Raw genomic sequence first — 16,539 nt, 5'->3', positions numbered from 1 at the left:
GGCCGGTGGACGCGGCGGAGCCGGTGGACGCGGTGGCGACGGCGGACGCGGTGGCGACGGTGGCGACGGTGGCCCGGGCGGCGCGCCCGGCGCCGGAGGGCGCGGCGGTGCTGGCGGGGCTCCCGGCCCCGGAGGAACACCGGGCAAACCCGGCCAACCAGGGCGGCCAGGACAACCCCACCAGCAGTCCTGAAAGCTGGGTCCGCGGGTCCGCGGGTCAGCGTCACGGCGGCAGCTGACGCTCCGGAAACACTAGGCTCGGGACGGTGAGCGTACGCGCGGGCATCGTGGTCACCGGAACCGAAGTCCTGACCGGACGGGTCCAGGATCGCAACGGCCCCTGGCTCGCCGATCGACTCCTGGAATTGGGTGTCGAGCTGGCACACATCACCATCTGCGGCGACCGACCCGCCGACATCGAGGCCCAGCTGCGCTTCCTGGCCGGCCAGGGCGTGGACCTGATCATCACCAGCGGCGGCCTGGGCCCGACCGCCGACGACGTGACCGTGGACGTGGTGGCCCGGTTCTGCGGCCGCGAACTGCTGCTCGACGAGCCCCTGGAGAACCGGATCGCCGGCATCCTCAAGTCGATGATGGCGCGCAATCCCGCCTATGCCGAGCTGCTGAAACCGGAGAAGTTCGAGTCGGTGCGGGCCGCCAACCGCAAACAGGCGATGGTCCCGGCCGGCGCCGAAGTCATCGATCCGGTCGGCACCGCACCCGGGGTGGTCGTGCCCGGAAAGCCGACGGTGCTGGTGCTGCCCGGGCCGCCGCGGGAGCTGCAGCCCATGTGGCGAACGGCCGTGGAAACCCCCACCGTTCAACGGGCGATCCGCGGCCGCACGGTCTATCGGCAGGACATGGTGCGGATGTTCGGCCTGCCGGAGTCCGGCCTGGCCGAAACCCTTCGCGAGGCCGAGAACGCGATCCCCGGCTTTACATCCCTGGAGATCACCACCTGCCTGCGCCGCGGCGAGCTGGAGATCGTCACCCGCTATGAACCCGAATCGACCGACACCTATGCGCAATTGACCCGGCTGCTGCGGGACCGGCACGGCGATCAGGTGTTCTCCGAGGACGGCTCACGGGTCGACGATCTGGTGGCGAGGCTGCTGGCCGGTCGCCGGATCGCGACGGCGGAATCCTGCACGGCGGGGCTGCTCGCCGCGCGGCTGACCGATAGGCCCGGATCATCGGACTACGTAGCCGGCGGCGTGGTGTCCTACTCCAACCAGGCCAAGGTGCAGCTTCTCGGAGTCGATCCGGCCCTGATCGAGGCCCACGGGGCGGTCTGCGAACCCGTCGCCGAAGCGATGGCCGCCGGAGCGCTGCACCGCTTCGATGCCGACACCGCGGTGGCCATCACCGGGATCGCCGGGCCCGGGGGAGGCAGCGAGGAAAAGCCGGTGGGCACAGTCTGTTTCACTGTGGCGCTGGGCTCACCGGCCGCGGTTAGCCAGAAGCTCACCCGCACCCTGCGGCTGCCCGGGAACCGCGCGGACATCCGGGAACGGTCCACCACGGTGGCCATGCACCTGCTGCTGCGCAGCCTACGCGAGAAGAACAGCTAGATCGCCGGGTCTCACGTTGTTTGTTCCGGAAGAAACGCGGAATCGGCTGTGCCGAACCGGATTCCGGTCGCGTCCTTGCCGATCAGTGACAGCACCGTCACGATCGCCAGCATCGGCACCACCGTCGCCGCCAGCGCGAAAGGGTAGCCGTGGCTCTCGGCCAGACGTTCCTGGATCGGCAGGTTGAACGCCGCCAGCAGGTTGCCCAGCTGATACGTCACACCGGGATACAGACCCCGGATGGCGTCCGGCGACATCTCGGTGAGGTGCGCGGGAATGACCCCCCACGCACCCTGCACACAGACCTGCATGAGAAACGAACCCAGGCAGAGCATCCCGGCCGACCGCGAGTAGGCGAACAGCGGCACGATCGGCAGCGCGAGCACCGCACAGAACGCGATCGTGTAGCGGCGGCCCAGCCGCTGCGACAGAGTCCCGAAGACCAGCCCGCCGCCGATGGCGCCGACGTTGTAGACCACCACGATCCATCGAGCCGTGGCGCTGGAGATACCGGCGCCCTGGTCGCCCGTCGCCGTCAGGAACGTGGGGTAGATGTCCTGGGTGCCGTGACTCATCCAGTTGAACGCGGTCATCAGCAACACCAGATAGCAGAACCGGCGCACCACCTTGGCGTCGCGCATGACGTCGCGAACCCTGGTGCTGGTCAGCCGCATCCGGTCCTGGGCGGCCTCCCACACCTCCGATTCCTCCACCCGGTACCGGATGATCAGGCTGATCAACGCCGGGACGATGGACAGGCCGAACAGCCAGCGCCACGACAACCCCAGCCAGTTCATCACCCCCAGCGACGCCACCGAGGCCAGCAGGTAGCCGAACGAGTAGCCCTCCTGCAGCAGCCCGGAGAAAAAGCCGCGCCGATTCGCCGGAACCTTCTCCATGGCCAATGCGGCGCCCAACCCCCACTCGCCGCCCATTCCGATGCCGTACAGCAACCGCAGGATCACCAGCACGGTGTAGTTGGGGGCAAAGGCGCACAGGAAGCCGACGACTGAGTAGAAGGCCACGTCGACCATCAGCGGCAGGCGCCGCCCGACCCGGTCCGCCCACAGCCCGAACAGCAGTGCGCCCACCGGACGCATGACCAGCGTGGCCGTGGTGACGAACGCGACTTCGGTCTTGCTGCGGTGGAAAGTCTCGGCGATGTCGGCGTAGACCAGCACGACGATGAAGTAGTCGAAGGCGTCCATGGTCCACCCGAGAAATGCCGCCAGGAACGCGTTGCGCTGGTCGCTGGTCAGCCGCTGCCGGGTCACCAGTGCATAGTGGCGTATCCGCCGTCGATTGCCGGCAGCGGGGCCGGGGATCGGGGCTGGGGATCGGGGCCGGGGATCGGGGCTGGGGATCGGGGCGGCTGACTATGGCCGGTATCGCACCGGGAGTGGCAGGATGTGCCCATGAGTGGATTTCTGTTCCGCGCGGCCCTGACCGGGCTCGCGCTGTGGATTGTGACGCTATTCGTGCCGGGTCTGAGCTTCGTCGGCGGTGACACCACGACTCAGCGGGTCGCCATCGTCTTCGCGGTCGCGGTGCTGTTCGGGTTGGTCAACGCGATCATCAAACCGATCGTCCAGATCCTGTCGATCCCGATGTACGTGCTGACCCTCGGCCTCTTCCACGTCGTGGTCAACGGGTTCATGCTGTGGATCACCGCCCGGATCACCGAGAACACCACACATTGGGGCCTGCAGATCGATCATTTCTGGTGGACGGCGATCTGGGCGGCAATCGTGCTGTCGTTCGTGAGCTGGATCCTGTCGCTGGTGACACGGCGGGCCACCGGAACAAGGATCTAGCGTGCGCCGAACGAATGGCCTCCGGGTCTTAGCCGTTGGAGCCGAGCAGGCCGTTGAGGACGCCGAGCGTTCCCTGTAACTGGGCCTCACCCGCCGGGCCCAGCGGTGCCGGAGGAGCCTCGTCGGTCAGTTGCCACTGCTGGCAGCCACTGGTCTTGAAGGCCTGGTCGGTGGGTTCGATCTGCACCACCTGCGGCTTGTGGGTCATGGCGTTGTCGAGGATCTGGCCGTCGGGATTGCCGACCCGCTTCCAGTAGCAGGTGCCCTCGCCCACCGGGCCGGCCGAGCTGTAGGTCCCCGGCGCGATGTCCGTGCCCACGGTGTAGAGGCCGTCGGAGTCGATGACCGTCTTGGGGGCGTCCGCCGGAGCGGGGGCTGGGGCAGGGGCTGGGGCAGGCTCCGGGTCGGCCGCCGCGACTCCCACCGGGCCGGCCCAGCCCGCCAGCATGAGCACTACGGCACACACCGAGGCACACACCGAGGCCGGTGTTCCTGTCTTACGGCGCATAGCTAGGCAGTCTACACAAATCTTCGGCCACACCGCTGCGGCCCGGCCTGAGGCAACGGTTACGACGCCGCCACTGCCGCCACATCGAACCTGTCGGCGTTCATCACCTTGGTCCAGGCGGCGACGAAGTCCGCCACGAACTTCTCTTTGGCATCGTCGGCCCCGTAGACCTCGGCCAGGGCCCGCAGCTGTGCGTTCGACCCGAACACCAGGTCGGCCCGGGAACCCGTCCACCGGATCGTCCCGGCGCCGTCGGCGCCCTGGTAGGTCCCGTCGTCAGCCGGCGACGGCGACCAGGTGATGCCCATGTCCAGCAGGTTCACGAAGAAGTCGTTGGTCAGGCAGCCGGGAGTGTCGGTCAGCACACCCAGCGGGGACTGCCGGTGGTTGGCGCCCAGTACGCGCAGGCCCCCGACGAGCACCGTCATCTCCGGGGCACTCAACCCGAGCAGGTTCGCCTTGTCCACCAGCATGTACTCGGCCGGCAGCGGATTGCCTTTTCCGAGGTAGTTGCGGAATCCGTCGGCGGCCGGCTCCAGCACCGCGAACGACTCCGCATCGGTCAGCTCCTGGGTCGCATCGCCGCGGCCGGGCGTGAACGGCACGGCGATATCGACGCCACCGTCGCGGGCGGCTTTCTCCACGGCAGCCGAGCCGGCAAGGACGACCAGATCGGCGAACGACACCGTGGCGCCACCGGCGGCGTTGAACGACTCCTGAATCGCTTCCAGGGCGCCGATCACGCGGGACAGTTCGTCGGGCTCGTTGACCTCCCAGCCGGACTGCGGCCGCAGCCGGATACGGCCGCCGTTGGCGCCGCCGCGCATGTCGGTGGCGCGGAACGACGACGCGGCCGCCCAGGCGGTCGAAACCAGCTGCGACACCGTCAGCCCGGACGCCAGGATTCGCTCCTTGAGGTCGGCGATGTCGGCGTCGCCGATCGCCGTGCCCGGCGCTGCCGGGATCGGGTCCTGCCACAGCAGTGTCTCCCGCGGCACCAGCGGCCCGAGGTAGCGCGTGACAGGCCCCATGTCGCGGTGGATCAGCTTGTACCAGGCCCTGGCGACGGCGTCGGTCAGCTCCTCGGGGTGCTCCAGCCAGCGGCGGGTGATCCGCTCGTAGATCGGGTCCATCCGCATCGACAGGTCGGTGGTCAGCATGGTGGGGGCACGCCCGGGGCCGCCGAACGGGTCCGGGATGGTTCCCGCGCCGGCGCCGCCGGAGGCGACCCACTGGTAGGCGTCGGCCGGACTCTTGGTCAATTCCCATTCGTAGCCGTAGAGGATCTCCAGGAATCTGTTGTCCCAGGTGGTCGGGGTGTCGGTCCACACCACCTCGAGGCCGCTGTTGATCGCATCCTCGCCGATGCCGGTGCCGAACGAGTTCTTCCAGCCCAGCCCCATCTGTTCCAGCGGGGCGGCCTCGGGCTCGGGTCCGACCAATGCGGCGTCCCCGGCGCCGTGGGTCTTGCCGAAGGCGTGGCCGCCGACGATCAGCGCCGCCGTTTCTTCGTCGTTCATCGCCATCCGGGCGAACGTCTGCCGGATATCGATCGCCGCGGCGACCGGGTCCGGGGTGGCGTCAGGCCCTTCGGGATTGACGTAGATCAGGCCCATCTGAACCGCGGCCAGCGGGTTCTCCAGGTCGCGCCGGCCGCTGTGGCGCTGGTCGTCCAGCCAGGTGGCTTCCTTACCCCAGTAGACGTCGTCGGGCTCCCACCGGTCGGCCCGGCCGAAGCCGAAGCCGAACGTCTTTAGGCCCATGGCCTCCAGTGCGACGTTTCCGGCGAAGACGATCAGGTCGGCCCACGAAAGGCTGTTCCCGTACTTCTTCTTCACCGGCCACAGCAGCCGGCGAGCCTTGTCCAGACCGGCATTGTCCGGCCAGCTGTTGAGCGGCGCGAACCGCTGCATCCCGGCGCCGGCGCCCCCGCGGCCGTCCTCGATCCGATAGGTGCCCGCGGCGTGCCACGCCATCCGGACGAACAGCGGACCGTAGTGGCCGTAGTCGGCCGGCCACCACGGCTGCGAGGTCGTCATGACCCGCTCGATGTCGTGCCGCAGCGCTTCGACATCGAGCCTGCGCACCTCGGCGGCATAGTCGAAATCCCTGCCCAGCGGACTGGCGACCGCCGGGTTCTGGTGCAGGACAGCAAGATTGAGCCGGTTGGGCCACCAGTCGCGGTTGCCGCCGCCCTGTACCGGATGCCTCATGACGGGGCAACCGCTCGGCGCGGGTTCGGTGTCGAGCTCGGCTAGCTGTGTGTGTTGTTGCGACACGACGCTCCTTCCGTTCTGTCCGTCGGACACGAGTCCGAATTGGCACAGTCGGGGCACTGGCCCCAATAGATCACCTCGGCCTCGTCGCAGACGAAGCCCTCGAAATCGGCTGTCAGGCAGGGTGCTTCGCCAACGGCGCAGTCGATGTCGCCGATAGCGCCGCAGGACCGGCAGACCATGTGATGGTGGTTGTCTCCCACGCGCGACTCGTAGCGCGCCAGCGAACCCGACGGCTGGATCCGGCGTACCAGGCCGGCGGCGGTCAGCGCGTGCAACACGTCGTAGACGGCCTGGCGGGAAACCTCGGGCAAGACCTCGCGTACCGCGCTGTAAATGGAGTCGGTGGGGGCGTGCGGGTTTGCGCCCACCGCCTCCAGGACAGCGATCCGCGGCCGCGTCACGCGCAGATCGGCCGCGCGCAGTCGCGCGGCATAACCCTGCCCCGCACGGTCCTGCCCCGCACAGTCCTGCCCCGCAGTGTCCTGCATGTGGCCACCCGTCAGTCGTCGGTCATCAGCCTTTGGTTCCTGTTCTGGAATGAACCAAAAATAGCTGGAGAGTTATTCCCCGCGCGGAGGAGCTATTTTCCGGGCGCACCGACCACTCACGGCACCAGGACCACTTTGCCGATATTCTCCCGGGCGGTGATGGCGACGTGTTGGTTGCGCCGGACCCGGGGTGAAAGTCACGATAGTCAGGTGTCGCATGCATCATGACTGGGAGCTGCTGAGCGCCGGGGCGCACCGTTGCCGCCTGTCGTTCTGCGATGTCACCGTCGGCCTGGTGCACGGGAGCGCAGGAGTGCTGCTCATCGATAGCGGCACCACCCTCGAAGAAGCCGCCACCATCGATGCCGACGTCCATCGGATCACCGGCGGGCGCGTCACGCACGTTGTGTTGACGCACAAACATTTCGATCATGTGCTGGGGTCCTCGGCGTTCACCGGCGCCGAGATCCACTGCGCACCCGAGGTGGTCACCTACCTCTGTTCGGCCACCGATCAGCTGCGCGCCGATGCCGTGGGCCACGGGGCCGATGCGGCGCGGATTGACCGCGCGATTGCGGCCCTGCGACCGCCGACCCACGGGATCCACCACGCGGTGATCGATCTCGGTGACCGCACGGTCACGATCACGCACCCCGGTCTGGGTCACACCCGCTCGGACCTGATTGTGGTGGCTACCGCGACCCACCCTGGTAACCCGGCCGTGGTGTTCACCGGCGACCTCGTCGAGGAGTCCGCCGACCCGGCACTCGACACCGACTCCGACGTCACCGCGTGGCCGGCCACCCTGGACCGCTTGGTGGACATCGGCGGACCTGACGCTGTATACGTCCCCGGGCACGGACGGGTTGTCGACGCCGGGTTCGTCCGCCGCCAACGGGATTGGCTGCGGGCTCGCGGAGGTTGAACCCCGGGCGTCGGCCGCTGGCTGCGGCGCACCCGGGAAGGCTTAGACTTCACCCGTCGAATCGGTGCTGAGAAGGAGCGGAAGGCGATGGCCATCGCGGAAACAGGTAGTGCGGTCCAATCATCGTTCGAGGAGGAAGTCGCCGCCACCCAGCGGTACTTCGACAGCGCGCGGTTCGAGGGAATCACCCGGCTCTACACGGCCCGCCAGGTAGCCGAACAGCGCGGCACGATCCCCGTCGACTACACCGTCGCCCGCGAAGCGGCCGCCGCCTTCCACCCACGGCTGCGCGAACTGTTCGCCCAGGACAAGAGCATCACCACGTTCGGCCCGTACTCGCCGGGGCAGGCCGTGAGCATGAAGCGGATGGGTATCGAGGCCATCTACCTGGGCGGCTGGGCAACCTCGGCCAAGGGCTCCACCGCCGAGGACCCGGGGCCGGACCTGGCCAGCTACCCGCTGAGCCAGGTGCCCGACGACGCCGCGGTGCTGGTGCGCGCCCTGCTGACCGCCGACCGCAACCAGGAGTACCTGCGCCTGCACATGACCGAGCAGCAGCGCGCCGCGGCCCCGAACCACGATTTCCGCCCGTTCATCATCGCCGACGCCGACACCGGCCACGGCGGTGATCCGCACGTGCGCAACCTGGTCCGTCGCTTCGTCGAGGTCGGCGTCCCCGGCTACCACATCGAGGACCAGCGCCCGGGCACCAAGAAGTGCGGCCACCAGGGCGGCAAGGTGCTGGTGCCCTCCGACGAGCAGATCAAGCGACTCAACGCCGCCCGGTTCCAGCTCGACGTGATGCGGGTGCCGGGCATCATCGTGGCGCGCACCGACGCGGAGGCGGCGAACCTGATCGACAGCCGCGGCGATGAGCGCGATCAGCCGTTCCTGCTGGGCGCCACCAACCTCGACGTCCCGTCCTACAAGTCGTGCTTCCTGGCGATGGTGCGCCACTTCCACGACTCGGGTGTCACCGACCTCAACGGACACCTGCTCTACGCACTCGGCGACGCCGAATACAGGCTCGCGGGTGAGTGGCTGGAGCGCCAGGGAATTCACGCGGCGATCGCAAGTGCCGTCGCCTCCTGGCGGCAGAACGGCCAAGCGTCGGTCGACGACATGTTCGACGAGGTCGAATCGCGGTTCGTGGCCGCCTGGGAGAGCGACGCCGGGTTGATGACCTACGGCGAGGCCGTGGCCGAGGTGCTCAAGTTCGGCGAGAACGAAGGCGAACCCGTCAAGATGAGTCCCGAGGAGTGGCGGACCTTCGCCGCCACCGCATCGCTGTACGCCGCCCGGGCCAAGGCCCGGGAGCTCGGCGTCGACCCGGGGTGGGACTGCGAGCTGGCCAAGACCCCGGAAGGCTACTACCAGATCCGCGGCGGCATCCCGTACGCGATCGCCAAGTCGCTGGCCGTGGCGCCGGTCGCCGACATCCTCTGGATGGAGACCAAAACCGCCGACCTCGCCGACGCCCGGCAGTTCGCCGACGCGATCCACGCCAAGTTCCCCGACCAGATGCTGGCCTACAACCTGTCGCCGTCGTTCAACTGGGACACCACCGGCATGTCGGACGAGGAGATGCGCCAGTTCCCGGCGGAGCTGGGCAAGATGGGCTTCGTCTTCAACTTCATCACCTACGGCGGACACCAGGTCGACGGGGTCGCCTCCGAGGAGTTCGCCACCTCGCTGTGCCAGGACGGCATGCTGGCACTGGCCCGCCTGCAGCGGAAAATGCGGCTTGTCGAGTCGCCTTACCGGACACCGCAGACGCTGGTCGGCGGGCCGCGCAGCGACGCCGCACTGGCCGCCTCCTCAGGGCGCACGGCCACCACCAAGGCGATGGGCAAAGGGTCGACCCAGCACCAGCACCTGGTGCAGACCGAGGTGCCCAAGAAGCTGCTGGAGGAGTGGCTGGCGCTGTGGGGCGATCACTACCAGCTCGGCGAGACGCTGCGGGTGCAGCTCCGGCCGCGGCGGCCCGGCTCCGACGTACTCGAACTCGGCATCTACGGCGACGGCGACGAGCAACTGGCCAACGTCGTCTTCGATCCCATCAAGGACCGGCACGGCCGCAGCATCCTGCAGGTGCGCGACCAGAACACCTTCGCCGAGAAGTTGCGGCAGAAGCGACTGATGACGTTGATCCACCTCTGGCTGGTGCATCGGTTCCGCGCCGACGCGCTGTACTACGTCACACCGACCGAAGACAACCAGTATCAGACCGCCAAGATGAAGTCGCACGGCATCTTCAGCGAGGTCTATCAGGAGGTCGGCGAGATCATCGCGGCCGAGGTGAACAAGCCGCGGATCGATGAGCTGCTGGCCTCCGACCAGGTCGCACTGCGTCAGCTGATCCTCAAGGGAGACTGATCAAGCCAGGACTGATCAAGCGGTACCGGACTCCCGCTCGGCCGCCTTCACCAGCCGGCCCGCGAAGAACTTGACTGCGCCGCCCATCGCCGCCCGCGCCGCGGGGCCGGTGCCGCGCGCCTTCTCGGTGAACGAACCGCTCCAGCGGATATCGGTGCCGCCCGACGGCGTGGGTGTCAGCAGCACCTCGGCTCGGTAGTCCTCGACCGGCTGGCCCGAGCCGGCCAGCCGGTATACGTGCCGACGGTCCTGTTCGTACTCGACCGTCTCCTCCAGCACGAACACCGGCCACATACCCACCTTGCGGATCGCTCCAACACCACCCGGTGCCGGATCGCCCTGGCGCGCCCAACTCGACTGGACCACGATCGGCTTCGCCCACGAAGACCAGTTGGCGCCGTCGGTCACCAACCGGAACACCGTCGCGGGCGGCGCGCTGGTCGTCTTGTTGACCTCGAACGAGAACGTGCGGCCGGGCATAGGTGACTCCTTGAGGAATTGGGTTGCCGTTGCCGGGCACCTTACCGCTGGGCTTCGCATCCCCGCCCGGGGCATACTCGACACTGTGTCTGACGTCAACGTTCCCCCCGCCCCCAGTGAGTCCGAGGTCGCCGCGGCACTGAACGTGATCAAGCCGCTGCGCAGACTGATCAAACCGAAGGTCTACGGCATCGAGAACGTGCCCGCCGACCGGGCCCTGCTGGTGGGCAATCACAACACCCTCGGCCTGGTCGACGCCCCCCTGATGGCCGCGGAACTCTGGGAACGCGGCCGGATAGTCCGCTCCCTGGGCGACCATATCCACTTCAAGGTTCCCGGCTGGGGGGATGCGATGTTGCGGATGGGTGTCGTCGACGGCACCCGGGAGAACACCTCGGAGCTGATGCGACGCGGCGAATTGGTGATGGTGTTCCCCGGTGGCGCCCGCGAGGTGAGCAAACGCAAGAACGAACGCTACAAGCTGGTCTGGAAGAACCGGCTCGGCTTCGCCCGCATGGCGATCAAGTTCGGCTATCCGATCGTGCCGTTCGCCTCCGTCGGCGCCGAACACGGCATGGACATCGTTCTCGACGCCGACTCCCCGCTGCTGGCGCCGCTGCAATTCCTGTCCCAGAAGGTTCTCGGCGCCCAGGAAGGCCCGCTCATCGTCCGGGGTGTCGGGTTGACGCCGCTGCCCAGGCCCGAGCGGCAGTACTACTGGTTCGGCGAGCCGATTGAGACCATCGAATTCAAGGGCAGGGAGGCAGACGACAAAGTCGCCCGAAAGGTCCGTGAGCGGACCGCCGTCGCGATCGAAGAGGGCATCGAGTTGATGCTCGCCGAGCGCGAGGCGGACCCGAACCGATCGATGGCCGGACGGCTGTTGCGCTCGGACCCGTGACCCGGTAGCTCCGGTTTTGCGTGACCGGACCGCGGGAACCTGCAATTATTCACCTATGGCGCAACCGTCGATGCTGACCACCGAAAACGGACTGCCGTCCAACGTCCAGGGTGCCAGCGATTCCCGGTTCCTCAACGTGATCCGGGCGTTCACCGGCCTGTACCCCGGCCGGAAGTTCGGCGGCGGGGCGCTTTCGGTGTTCATCGACGGCCGGCAGGTGGTCGATGTCTGGACCGGCTATTCCGACCGGAACGGCGAGATACCGTGGACCGCCGATACCGGCGCCATGGTGTTCTCGGCGACAAAAGGGCTGGCGGCCACCATCATTCATATACTTGTCGACCGCGGGCTGCTGTCCTACGACGCACCTGTCGCCGACTATTGGCCCGAGTTCGGGGCCAACGGCAAGGCCGACATCACGGTCAGCGACGTGCTGCGGCATCGAGCGGGACTGTCGCACCTCAAGGGTGTCGGCAAGGACACCATCATGGATCACCTGACTATGGAACAGCGGCTTGCCGCGGCGCCGGTGGACCATACCCACGGCAAGCTGGCCTACCACGCGGTTACCTACGGATGGCTGTTGTCCGGCCTGGCCAGATCCGTGACCGGAAGGGGAATGCGTGAACTGTTCCGGGAAGAGCTCGCCCGGCCGCTGAACACCGACGGCCTGCATCTTGGCCGGCCGCCCGTCGGCTCCCCGACGTTGGCCGCTCAGACACTGCTGCCGCTGGCCAAGGTGCCGACACCGCTGCTGGACTTCATCGCGCCGAAGGTTTCGGGCCTGTCGTTCTCCGGTTTGCTCGGCTCGATCTACTTCCCGGGCATCACGAAAATGCTGCAGGGCGACATGCCGTTCCTCGACGGCGAGGTGCCGGCGGCCAACGGTGTGGTGACCGCCCGCGCGCTGGCCAAGACATACGCGGTGCTGGCAAACGACGGGGAGATCGACGGGAGGCAGCTGCTGTCGTCGGAGGCGGTGGCCGCAATGAAGGGCAAGTCACAGTGGTGGCCGGACCTGAACCTCGGCCTACCCTTCACCTACCACAAGGGGTACCAGTCGTCGCCGGTCCCGGGCTTCCTGGAGGGCTACGGCCACATCGGGCTGGGTGGCACGGTCGGCTGGGCCGACCCCGAGACGGGCAGCTCATTCGGCTACGTGCACAATCGCCTGCTGACCCTGCTGCTGTTCGACACCGGATCGTTCGCCGGCCTGGCCCCGCTACTGACCAGTGCCATCACCGCGGCGCGCAAGGATGAGCCGCTGGAGGTGCCGCGCATCGGCGCGGAGTACCACAGTGGTCGATAGTCGGCGATCAATAGACTGCCCGCATGGATCGGGCTGTCCGGGTGGACCATGAGGCGCCGGCCGGGCTGTTGCAAATCGATGACTGCCTGGACGCCGACGGGAACATCTCGATGCCGCCGGACGCCACCCAGATCTCGCTGATCGACCGCAACATCAGGTGTGTGGGGGAGGAGATCGCCTACCGCTACCTCGACCACAGCGGCCTCGGCGACGGTCGCACCCTGGAAGTGACCTGGTCGCGGTTGGGGATCCGGCTGGCGGCTGTCGCCGCCCATATCCAGCGGCTCGCGGACCCGGGGGACCGGGTTGCCGTCCTGGCGCCGCAAAGCATCGACTGGGTCGTCGGCTACTACGCTGCCATCAAGGCCGGCGCCGTCGCCGTGCCCCTGTTCGCACCGGAGTTGCCGGGCCACACCGAACGCTTGGAAACCGCGCTGCGCGATTCGGAGCCCTCGGTCGTCCTCACCACGACGGCAACCAGGGATGCGGTCGTGCGCTTCCTCGATTCCGTCGCCGGCCTGCCCACGCCGCAGGTGCTGGTCATCGACCAGATTCCCGACTCGGCGCAGGACATGTTCACCCCGGTAGCCCTCGGACTCGATTCGGTGTCGTACATCCAGTACACCTCCGGGGCGACCCGACCGCCGGTGGGCGTGGAGATCACCCACCGCGCGGTCGCCACCAACCTGGTGCAGATGATCCTGGCCATCGACCTGCTGGACCGGAACACCCACGGGGTCAGTTGGCTGCCGCTGTACCACGACATGGGCCTGTCGATGATCGGCTTTCCGACGGTGTACGGGGGGCACACCACCCTGATGTCGCCGACGGCGTTCGTGCGGCGTCCGCAACGCTGGATTCAGGCGCTCTCCGATGGGTCGCGGACCGGGCGAGTGGTCACTGCGGCGCCGAACTTCGCCTACGAATGGGCCGCGCAACGCGGACTGGCCGGGCCTGGAAGGGCTTCGACCGGGGGGCACCGGGTAGACCTGGCCAACGTGGTGCTGATCATCGGTTCCGAACCGGTCAGCGTCGACGCGGTCACCGCGTTCACCACGGCGTTCACCCCCTACGGTCTTCCGCGCACGGCGTTCAAGCCGTCCTACGGTATCGCCGAGGCCACGCTGATGATCGCCACCGTCGACCACGGCGCGCAGACCTCGGTGATCCACCTCGACCGAGAGCAGCTCGGCGAGGGCAGGGCGGTGCGGGTTGCCGCCGACGCCCCGACCGCCTTCGCGCAGGTCTCCTGCGGCCGGCCGGCACGCAGCCTGTACGCGGTCATCGTGGACCCCGCCACCGGCGCCGAACTTCCCGACGGTCGGGTGGGCGAGGTCTGGTTGCAGGGCGACAACGTGGGGCACGGCTACTGGAGGCGGCCCGCGGAGACGGCGGCGGCGTTCCACGCCAAGCTGGCGTCCACGCTCGCCGACGGCAGCCATTCCGACGGGTCGGTGGTCGACGGTTCCTGGCTGCGGACGGGCGATCTGGCCGTATATGTCGGGGGTGAGATCTACGTGACGGGCCGCATCGCCGACCTGGTCACCATCGATGGGCGCAACCACTACCCGCAGGACATCGAGGCCACCGCAGCCGAGGCGTCGCCGATGGTGCGACGCGGGTACGCCACCGCATTCGCCGCGCCCGACGACACCGGCACGGCCCGTCTGGTGATCGTCGCCGAGCGGGCCACCGGAACCAGCCGGGCCGATCCGCGGCCGGCCATCGAGGCCATCGGCACCGCGGTCCTGGGTCGCCACGGCGTCGCGGTCTCCGATGCGCGGTTCCTGCCGGCCGGTGCCATTCCGCGCACCACCAGCGGCAAACTGGCTCGCGTAGCCTGCCGCGCGCAGTACCTGGACGGGACGCTGGGCGTGCACTAGGTGTTCGCGACGGGCCGACTGAATACCGGTCCGCCCATCTTGGCAGACTGTAGCCATGGCACAGATAACCCTGCACGGAAATGCGATCAACACCGTCGGCAACCTTCCCGCGGTCGGCTCGGCCGCACCGGCATTCACCTTGACCGGCGGTGACCTGGGATCGGTCGGCAGCGAGCAGTTCCGCGGTAAGACGTTGCTGCTGAACATCTTTCCGTCCGTCGATACTCCGGTCTGCGCGGCCAGCGTGCGCACATTCAATGAGCGTGCCGGCGCCGGCGCGGCCGTGCTCTGCGTGTCCAAGGACCTGCCATTCGCCCAGCAGCGATTCTGCGGGGCGGAAGGCGTCGAAAACGTCACCACCGCATCGGCGTTCCGGGACCGCTTCGGCGAGGACTACGGAGTCACCATCGCTGACGGGCCGATGGCCGGACTGCTGGCCCGCGCCGTCGTCGTGATCGGCACGGACGGCAACGTGGCGTACACCCAGCTGGTCCCGGAGATCCTGGACGAACCCGACTACGATGCGGCCCTGGCGGCGGCGGGCGCATAGCGTCGAACTCCGCTGGGCCCCGGCTCAGTCGGCAGCGGGCTCGCCTGCCCCGGCGTCCCGCGGGTCGATGAGTTCCCGGAATCTCTCGGCGCGGTAGACCTGCGCCCCGAGACTTCGCACCCTGTCGACCAGAGCTTTGTCCGATGTCACTACACGGATGGCACCCGGGTCCGCGTCGGTTTGCACGAGGCGGACGATCTCGTCGTCGGCTGAGTTCGGGGCCGCTGCGGGCGCATGCGCCACCTCGATCGCCGAAGCACGCCATGGCGTGCGGGGCGGACGTTCGAAGACCACGGTGACCCGCTCGCCCTGGGCGGCACCGGTCACCGCCCAGCGGTCCAGCCGTTCCACCAGCAAAGCCATTGCCCGCTGGCGATCCTTCCACCAGCCGTCGGGGCGACTGCCGATCACGTTCATTCCGTCGACGATCCACCGCACACCTCACGGTACGACGGCGCCGGGATCGTCTGTGAGTCAAGTCGCCACCGCGATCGACCGGCGGGGAGGGATGCGCCGGATGGCGGCCAGGTTCCACCCCGAGCTGGTCACTGCGTAGGTGGCCGGAGCCTTTCCAGCAAGACGGCGGCGATCGCTTCGCCGCGGTCTTCCTGCAGGAAGTGCGCCGCCCCTTCGATGCGCACCTGCTCGCCCGCGGTGGGGATCAGCTCGCAAAAGGACTCGCCGGACTTCGGATAGGGGAAGATCGGGTCGCTGTCGGAAAAAGCGACCAGTGCGGGCTTGTTCCACCGGGAGAGCTCGGCGCTGACGGCCTGCATGGTCGCAGCACCCGGTGCGTCTTCGGTGATCGGAACCAGCAGCGGGAAAGCGGCGGCACCGGCCTTCGACTCGGCCGTCGGGAACGGCGCGTCATAGGCGGCGATGATGTCGTCGGTCAACTCGGTGGTGGTGGCGCTTTGAATCACGAACCCGACCGGCAGGTCCGGGTTCTGTTCGGCGAAGTTGCGCCACGCCATGAAGCCTTTGGAGACCCTGCCGGTGAACAGGCCGGTGTTCATCACCATCAGGGCGCCGACACGCTCGGAGTTCTCCACCGCCCACCGCAGGCCGATCGGGCCTCCCCAGTCCTGCACGACAACCGTTGCATTCTGAAGATCAAGCGCGGCAAGGGTTTTCCCAACGCACTCGCTGTGCCGGTCGAAGGTGTACCAGCGGCGATCGGCGGGCTTGTCGGAGCGGCCGAAGCCCGCGAAATCGGGGACGATCACCCGGCGTCCGGCCGCGATGAGCGGCGGCAGCATCTTGCGGTACAGGTAGGCCCAGCTCGGTTCGCCGTGGAAGCACACGATCGGCGATCCGTCGCGCGGGCCCTCGTCGAGATAGTGCATCCGCAGGCCGTCGACGTCGACGTAGTTGGGGGCAAAGGCGTACCCGGGAAGATTCTGAAACCGTGCGTCGGGAGTGCGGAAGACCTCAGAGGAAGCGGAACTCATGGAT

At 68.1% G+C, this 16,539-nt stretch carries 16 protein-coding genes; 9 read left to right on the top strand and 7 right to left on the bottom strand.

The features are described from left to right. Both ACK5M9_RS05520 and ACK5M9_RS05515 read left to right on the top strand, forming a co-directional pair. Positions 1 to 239, top strand: a 239-nt coding sequence (locus ACK5M9_RS05520) for a hypothetical protein (RefSeq protein ID WP_416892181.1), incomplete at its 5' end; no start/stop codon positions are given. A gap of 27 nt (positions 240 to 266) precedes the next feature. Next, positions 267 to 1,571, top strand: coding sequence for a competence/damage-inducible protein A (locus ACK5M9_RS05515; protein WP_416892180.1), 1,305 nt, complete (start codon positions 267 to 269; stop codon positions 1,569 to 1,571). Positions 1,572 to 1,582: 11 nt separating this feature from the next. Here ACK5M9_RS05515 and ACK5M9_RS05510 read toward each other — a convergent pair whose 3' ends face one another. Next, entirely contained in the window at positions 1,583 to 2,845 is a 1,263-nt protein-coding gene (locus ACK5M9_RS05510) for a sialate:H+ symport family MFS transporter (RefSeq protein WP_416892179.1), read from the bottom strand. Positions 2,846 to 2,986: 141 nt separating this feature from the next. Between ACK5M9_RS05510 and ACK5M9_RS05505 the strand changes: the two genes are divergently transcribed. Next, positions 2,987 to 3,385 (top strand): phage holin family protein, encoded by a 399-nt coding sequence (locus tag ACK5M9_RS05505; RefSeq protein WP_416892178.1) that lies wholly within the window; start codon positions 2,987 to 2,989, stop codon positions 3,383 to 3,385. Between the two features lie 28 nt (positions 3,386 to 3,413). Here the strand turns inward: ACK5M9_RS05505 and ACK5M9_RS05500 are convergent, their stop codons facing one another. Genes ACK5M9_RS05500 through ACK5M9_RS05490 form a run of 3 tightly spaced genes read right to left on the bottom strand, consistent with a single transcriptional unit; the run spans position 3,414 to position 6,660 of the window. Beyond that, positions 3,414 to 3,893 carry a hypothetical protein gene (locus tag ACK5M9_RS05500; protein ID WP_416892177.1) on the bottom strand — a complete coding sequence of 160 codons (480 nt, stop codon included), beginning with the start codon at positions 3,891 to 3,893 and terminating at the stop codon, positions 3,414 to 3,416. A 59-nt stretch (positions 3,894 to 3,952) separates the two neighbouring features. Next, positions 3,953 to 6,106 (bottom strand): catalase/peroxidase HPI, encoded by a 2,154-nt coding sequence (gene katG / locus ACK5M9_RS05495; RefSeq protein WP_416892176.1) that lies wholly within the window; start codon positions 6,104 to 6,106, stop codon positions 3,953 to 3,955. 41 nt (positions 6,107 to 6,147) lie between these two features. Further along, positions 6,148 to 6,660 (bottom strand): Fur family transcriptional regulator, encoded by a 513-nt coding sequence (locus tag ACK5M9_RS05490; protein ID WP_416892175.1) that lies wholly within the window; start codon positions 6,658 to 6,660, stop codon positions 6,148 to 6,150. 217 nt (positions 6,661 to 6,877) lie between these two features. Here ACK5M9_RS05490 and ACK5M9_RS05485 point away from each other — a divergent pair, with 217 nt between their 5' ends. Next, positions 6,878 to 7,585: an MBL fold metallo-hydrolase gene (locus ACK5M9_RS05485; RefSeq protein WP_416892174.1), complete on the top strand. Its 708-nt coding sequence runs from the start codon at positions 6,878 to 6,880 to the stop codon at positions 7,583 to 7,585. Positions 7,586 to 7,672: 87 nt separating this feature from the next. After that, a complete protein-coding gene (gene aceA / locus ACK5M9_RS05480; protein WP_416892173.1) occupies positions 7,673 to 9,961 on the top strand; it encodes an isocitrate lyase ICL2 in 2,289 nt (762 codons plus the stop codon). 15 nt (positions 9,962 to 9,976) lie between these two features. Here the strand turns inward: aceA and ACK5M9_RS05475 are convergent, their stop codons facing one another. Beyond that, positions 9,977 to 10,441, bottom strand: a complete 465-nt coding sequence (locus ACK5M9_RS05475; protein ID WP_416892172.1) for an SRPBCC family protein — start codon at positions 10,439 to 10,441, stop codon at positions 9,977 to 9,979. A gap of 85 nt (positions 10,442 to 10,526) precedes the next feature. Here ACK5M9_RS05475 and ACK5M9_RS05470 point away from each other — a divergent pair, with 85 nt between their 5' ends. The 4 genes from ACK5M9_RS05470 to tpx are packed head-to-tail and all read left to right on the top strand — an operon-like array spanning position 10,527 to position 15,084. Then, positions 10,527 to 11,342 carry a lysophospholipid acyltransferase family protein gene (locus ACK5M9_RS05470; protein ID WP_416892171.1) on the top strand — a complete coding sequence of 272 codons (816 nt, stop codon included), beginning with the start codon at positions 10,527 to 10,529 and terminating at the stop codon, positions 11,340 to 11,342. Between the two features lie 55 nt (positions 11,343 to 11,397). Then, complete coding sequence (locus tag ACK5M9_RS05465) at positions 11,398 to 12,651, top strand: serine hydrolase domain-containing protein (protein WP_416892170.1); 1,254 nt, start codon at positions 11,398 to 11,400, stop codon at positions 12,649 to 12,651. A 23-nt stretch (positions 12,652 to 12,674) separates the two neighbouring features. Continuing rightward, entirely contained in the window at positions 12,675 to 14,534 is a 1,860-nt protein-coding gene (locus tag ACK5M9_RS05460) for a fatty acyl-AMP ligase (protein WP_416892169.1), read from the top strand. A gap of 55 nt (positions 14,535 to 14,589) precedes the next feature. Next, on the top strand, positions 14,590 to 15,084 hold the full coding sequence (tpx, locus tag ACK5M9_RS05455; protein WP_416892168.1) for a thiol peroxidase: 495 nt from the start codon (positions 14,590 to 14,592) through the stop codon (positions 15,082 to 15,084). Positions 15,085 to 15,108: 24 nt separating this feature from the next. Here tpx and ACK5M9_RS05450 read toward each other — a convergent pair whose 3' ends face one another. After that, positions 15,109 to 15,522, bottom strand: coding sequence for an NYN domain-containing protein (locus ACK5M9_RS05450; RefSeq protein ID WP_416892167.1), 414 nt, complete (start codon positions 15,520 to 15,522; stop codon positions 15,109 to 15,111). 107 nt (positions 15,523 to 15,629) lie between these two features. Further along, entirely contained in the window at positions 15,630 to 16,535 is a 906-nt protein-coding gene (locus tag ACK5M9_RS05445) for a haloalkane dehalogenase (protein WP_416892166.1), read from the bottom strand. Positions 16,536 to 16,539: the final 4 nt, after the last annotated feature.

This window comes from Mycobacterium sp., assembly GCF_047975165.1.
In the GTDB taxonomy this organism is placed as follows: Bacteria; Actinomycetota; Actinomycetes; order Mycobacteriales; family Mycobacteriaceae; genus Mycobacterium.
Note: the sequence above shows the minus strand (reverse complement) of the source record. Positions and strands in the feature narration are given on the sequence as shown.

Excerpts from the sequence above, each read along its gene's own strand:
- ACK5M9_RS05505 (WP_416892178.1), top strand. The coding sequence starts at position 2,987 with ATGAGTGGATTTCTGTTCCGCGCGGCCCTGACCGGGCTCGCGCTGTGG.
- ACK5M9_RS05500 (WP_416892177.1), bottom strand. The coding sequence starts at position 3,893 with ATGCGCCGTAAGACAGGAACACCGGCCTCGGTGTGTGCCTCGGTGTGT.
- katG (WP_416892176.1), bottom strand. The coding sequence starts at position 6,106 with ATGAGGCATCCGGTACAGGGCGGCGGCAACCGCGACTGGTGGCCCAAC.
- ACK5M9_RS05490 (WP_416892175.1), bottom strand. The coding sequence starts at position 6,660 with ATGCAGGACACTGCGGGGCAGGACTGTGCGGGGCAGGACCGTGCGGGG.
- ACK5M9_RS05485 (WP_416892174.1), top strand. The coding sequence starts at position 6,878 with ATGCATCATGACTGGGAGCTGCTGAGCGCCGGGGCGCACCGTTGCCGC.
- aceA (WP_416892173.1), top strand. The coding sequence starts at position 7,673 with ATGGCCATCGCGGAAACAGGTAGTGCGGTCCAATCATCGTTCGAGGAG.
- ACK5M9_RS05475 (WP_416892172.1), bottom strand. The coding sequence starts at position 10,441 with ATGCCCGGCCGCACGTTCTCGTTCGAGGTCAACAAGACGACCAGCGCG.
- ACK5M9_RS05465 (WP_416892170.1), top strand. The coding sequence starts at position 11,398 with ATGGCGCAACCGTCGATGCTGACCACCGAAAACGGACTGCCGTCCAAC.
- ACK5M9_RS05460 (WP_416892169.1), top strand. The coding sequence starts at position 12,675 with ATGGATCGGGCTGTCCGGGTGGACCATGAGGCGCCGGCCGGGCTGTTG.
- tpx (WP_416892168.1), top strand. The coding sequence starts at position 14,590 with ATGGCACAGATAACCCTGCACGGAAATGCGATCAACACCGTCGGCAAC.
- ACK5M9_RS05445 (WP_416892166.1), bottom strand. The coding sequence starts at position 16,535 with ATGAGTTCCGCTTCCTCTGAGGTCTTCCGCACTCCCGACGCACGGTTT.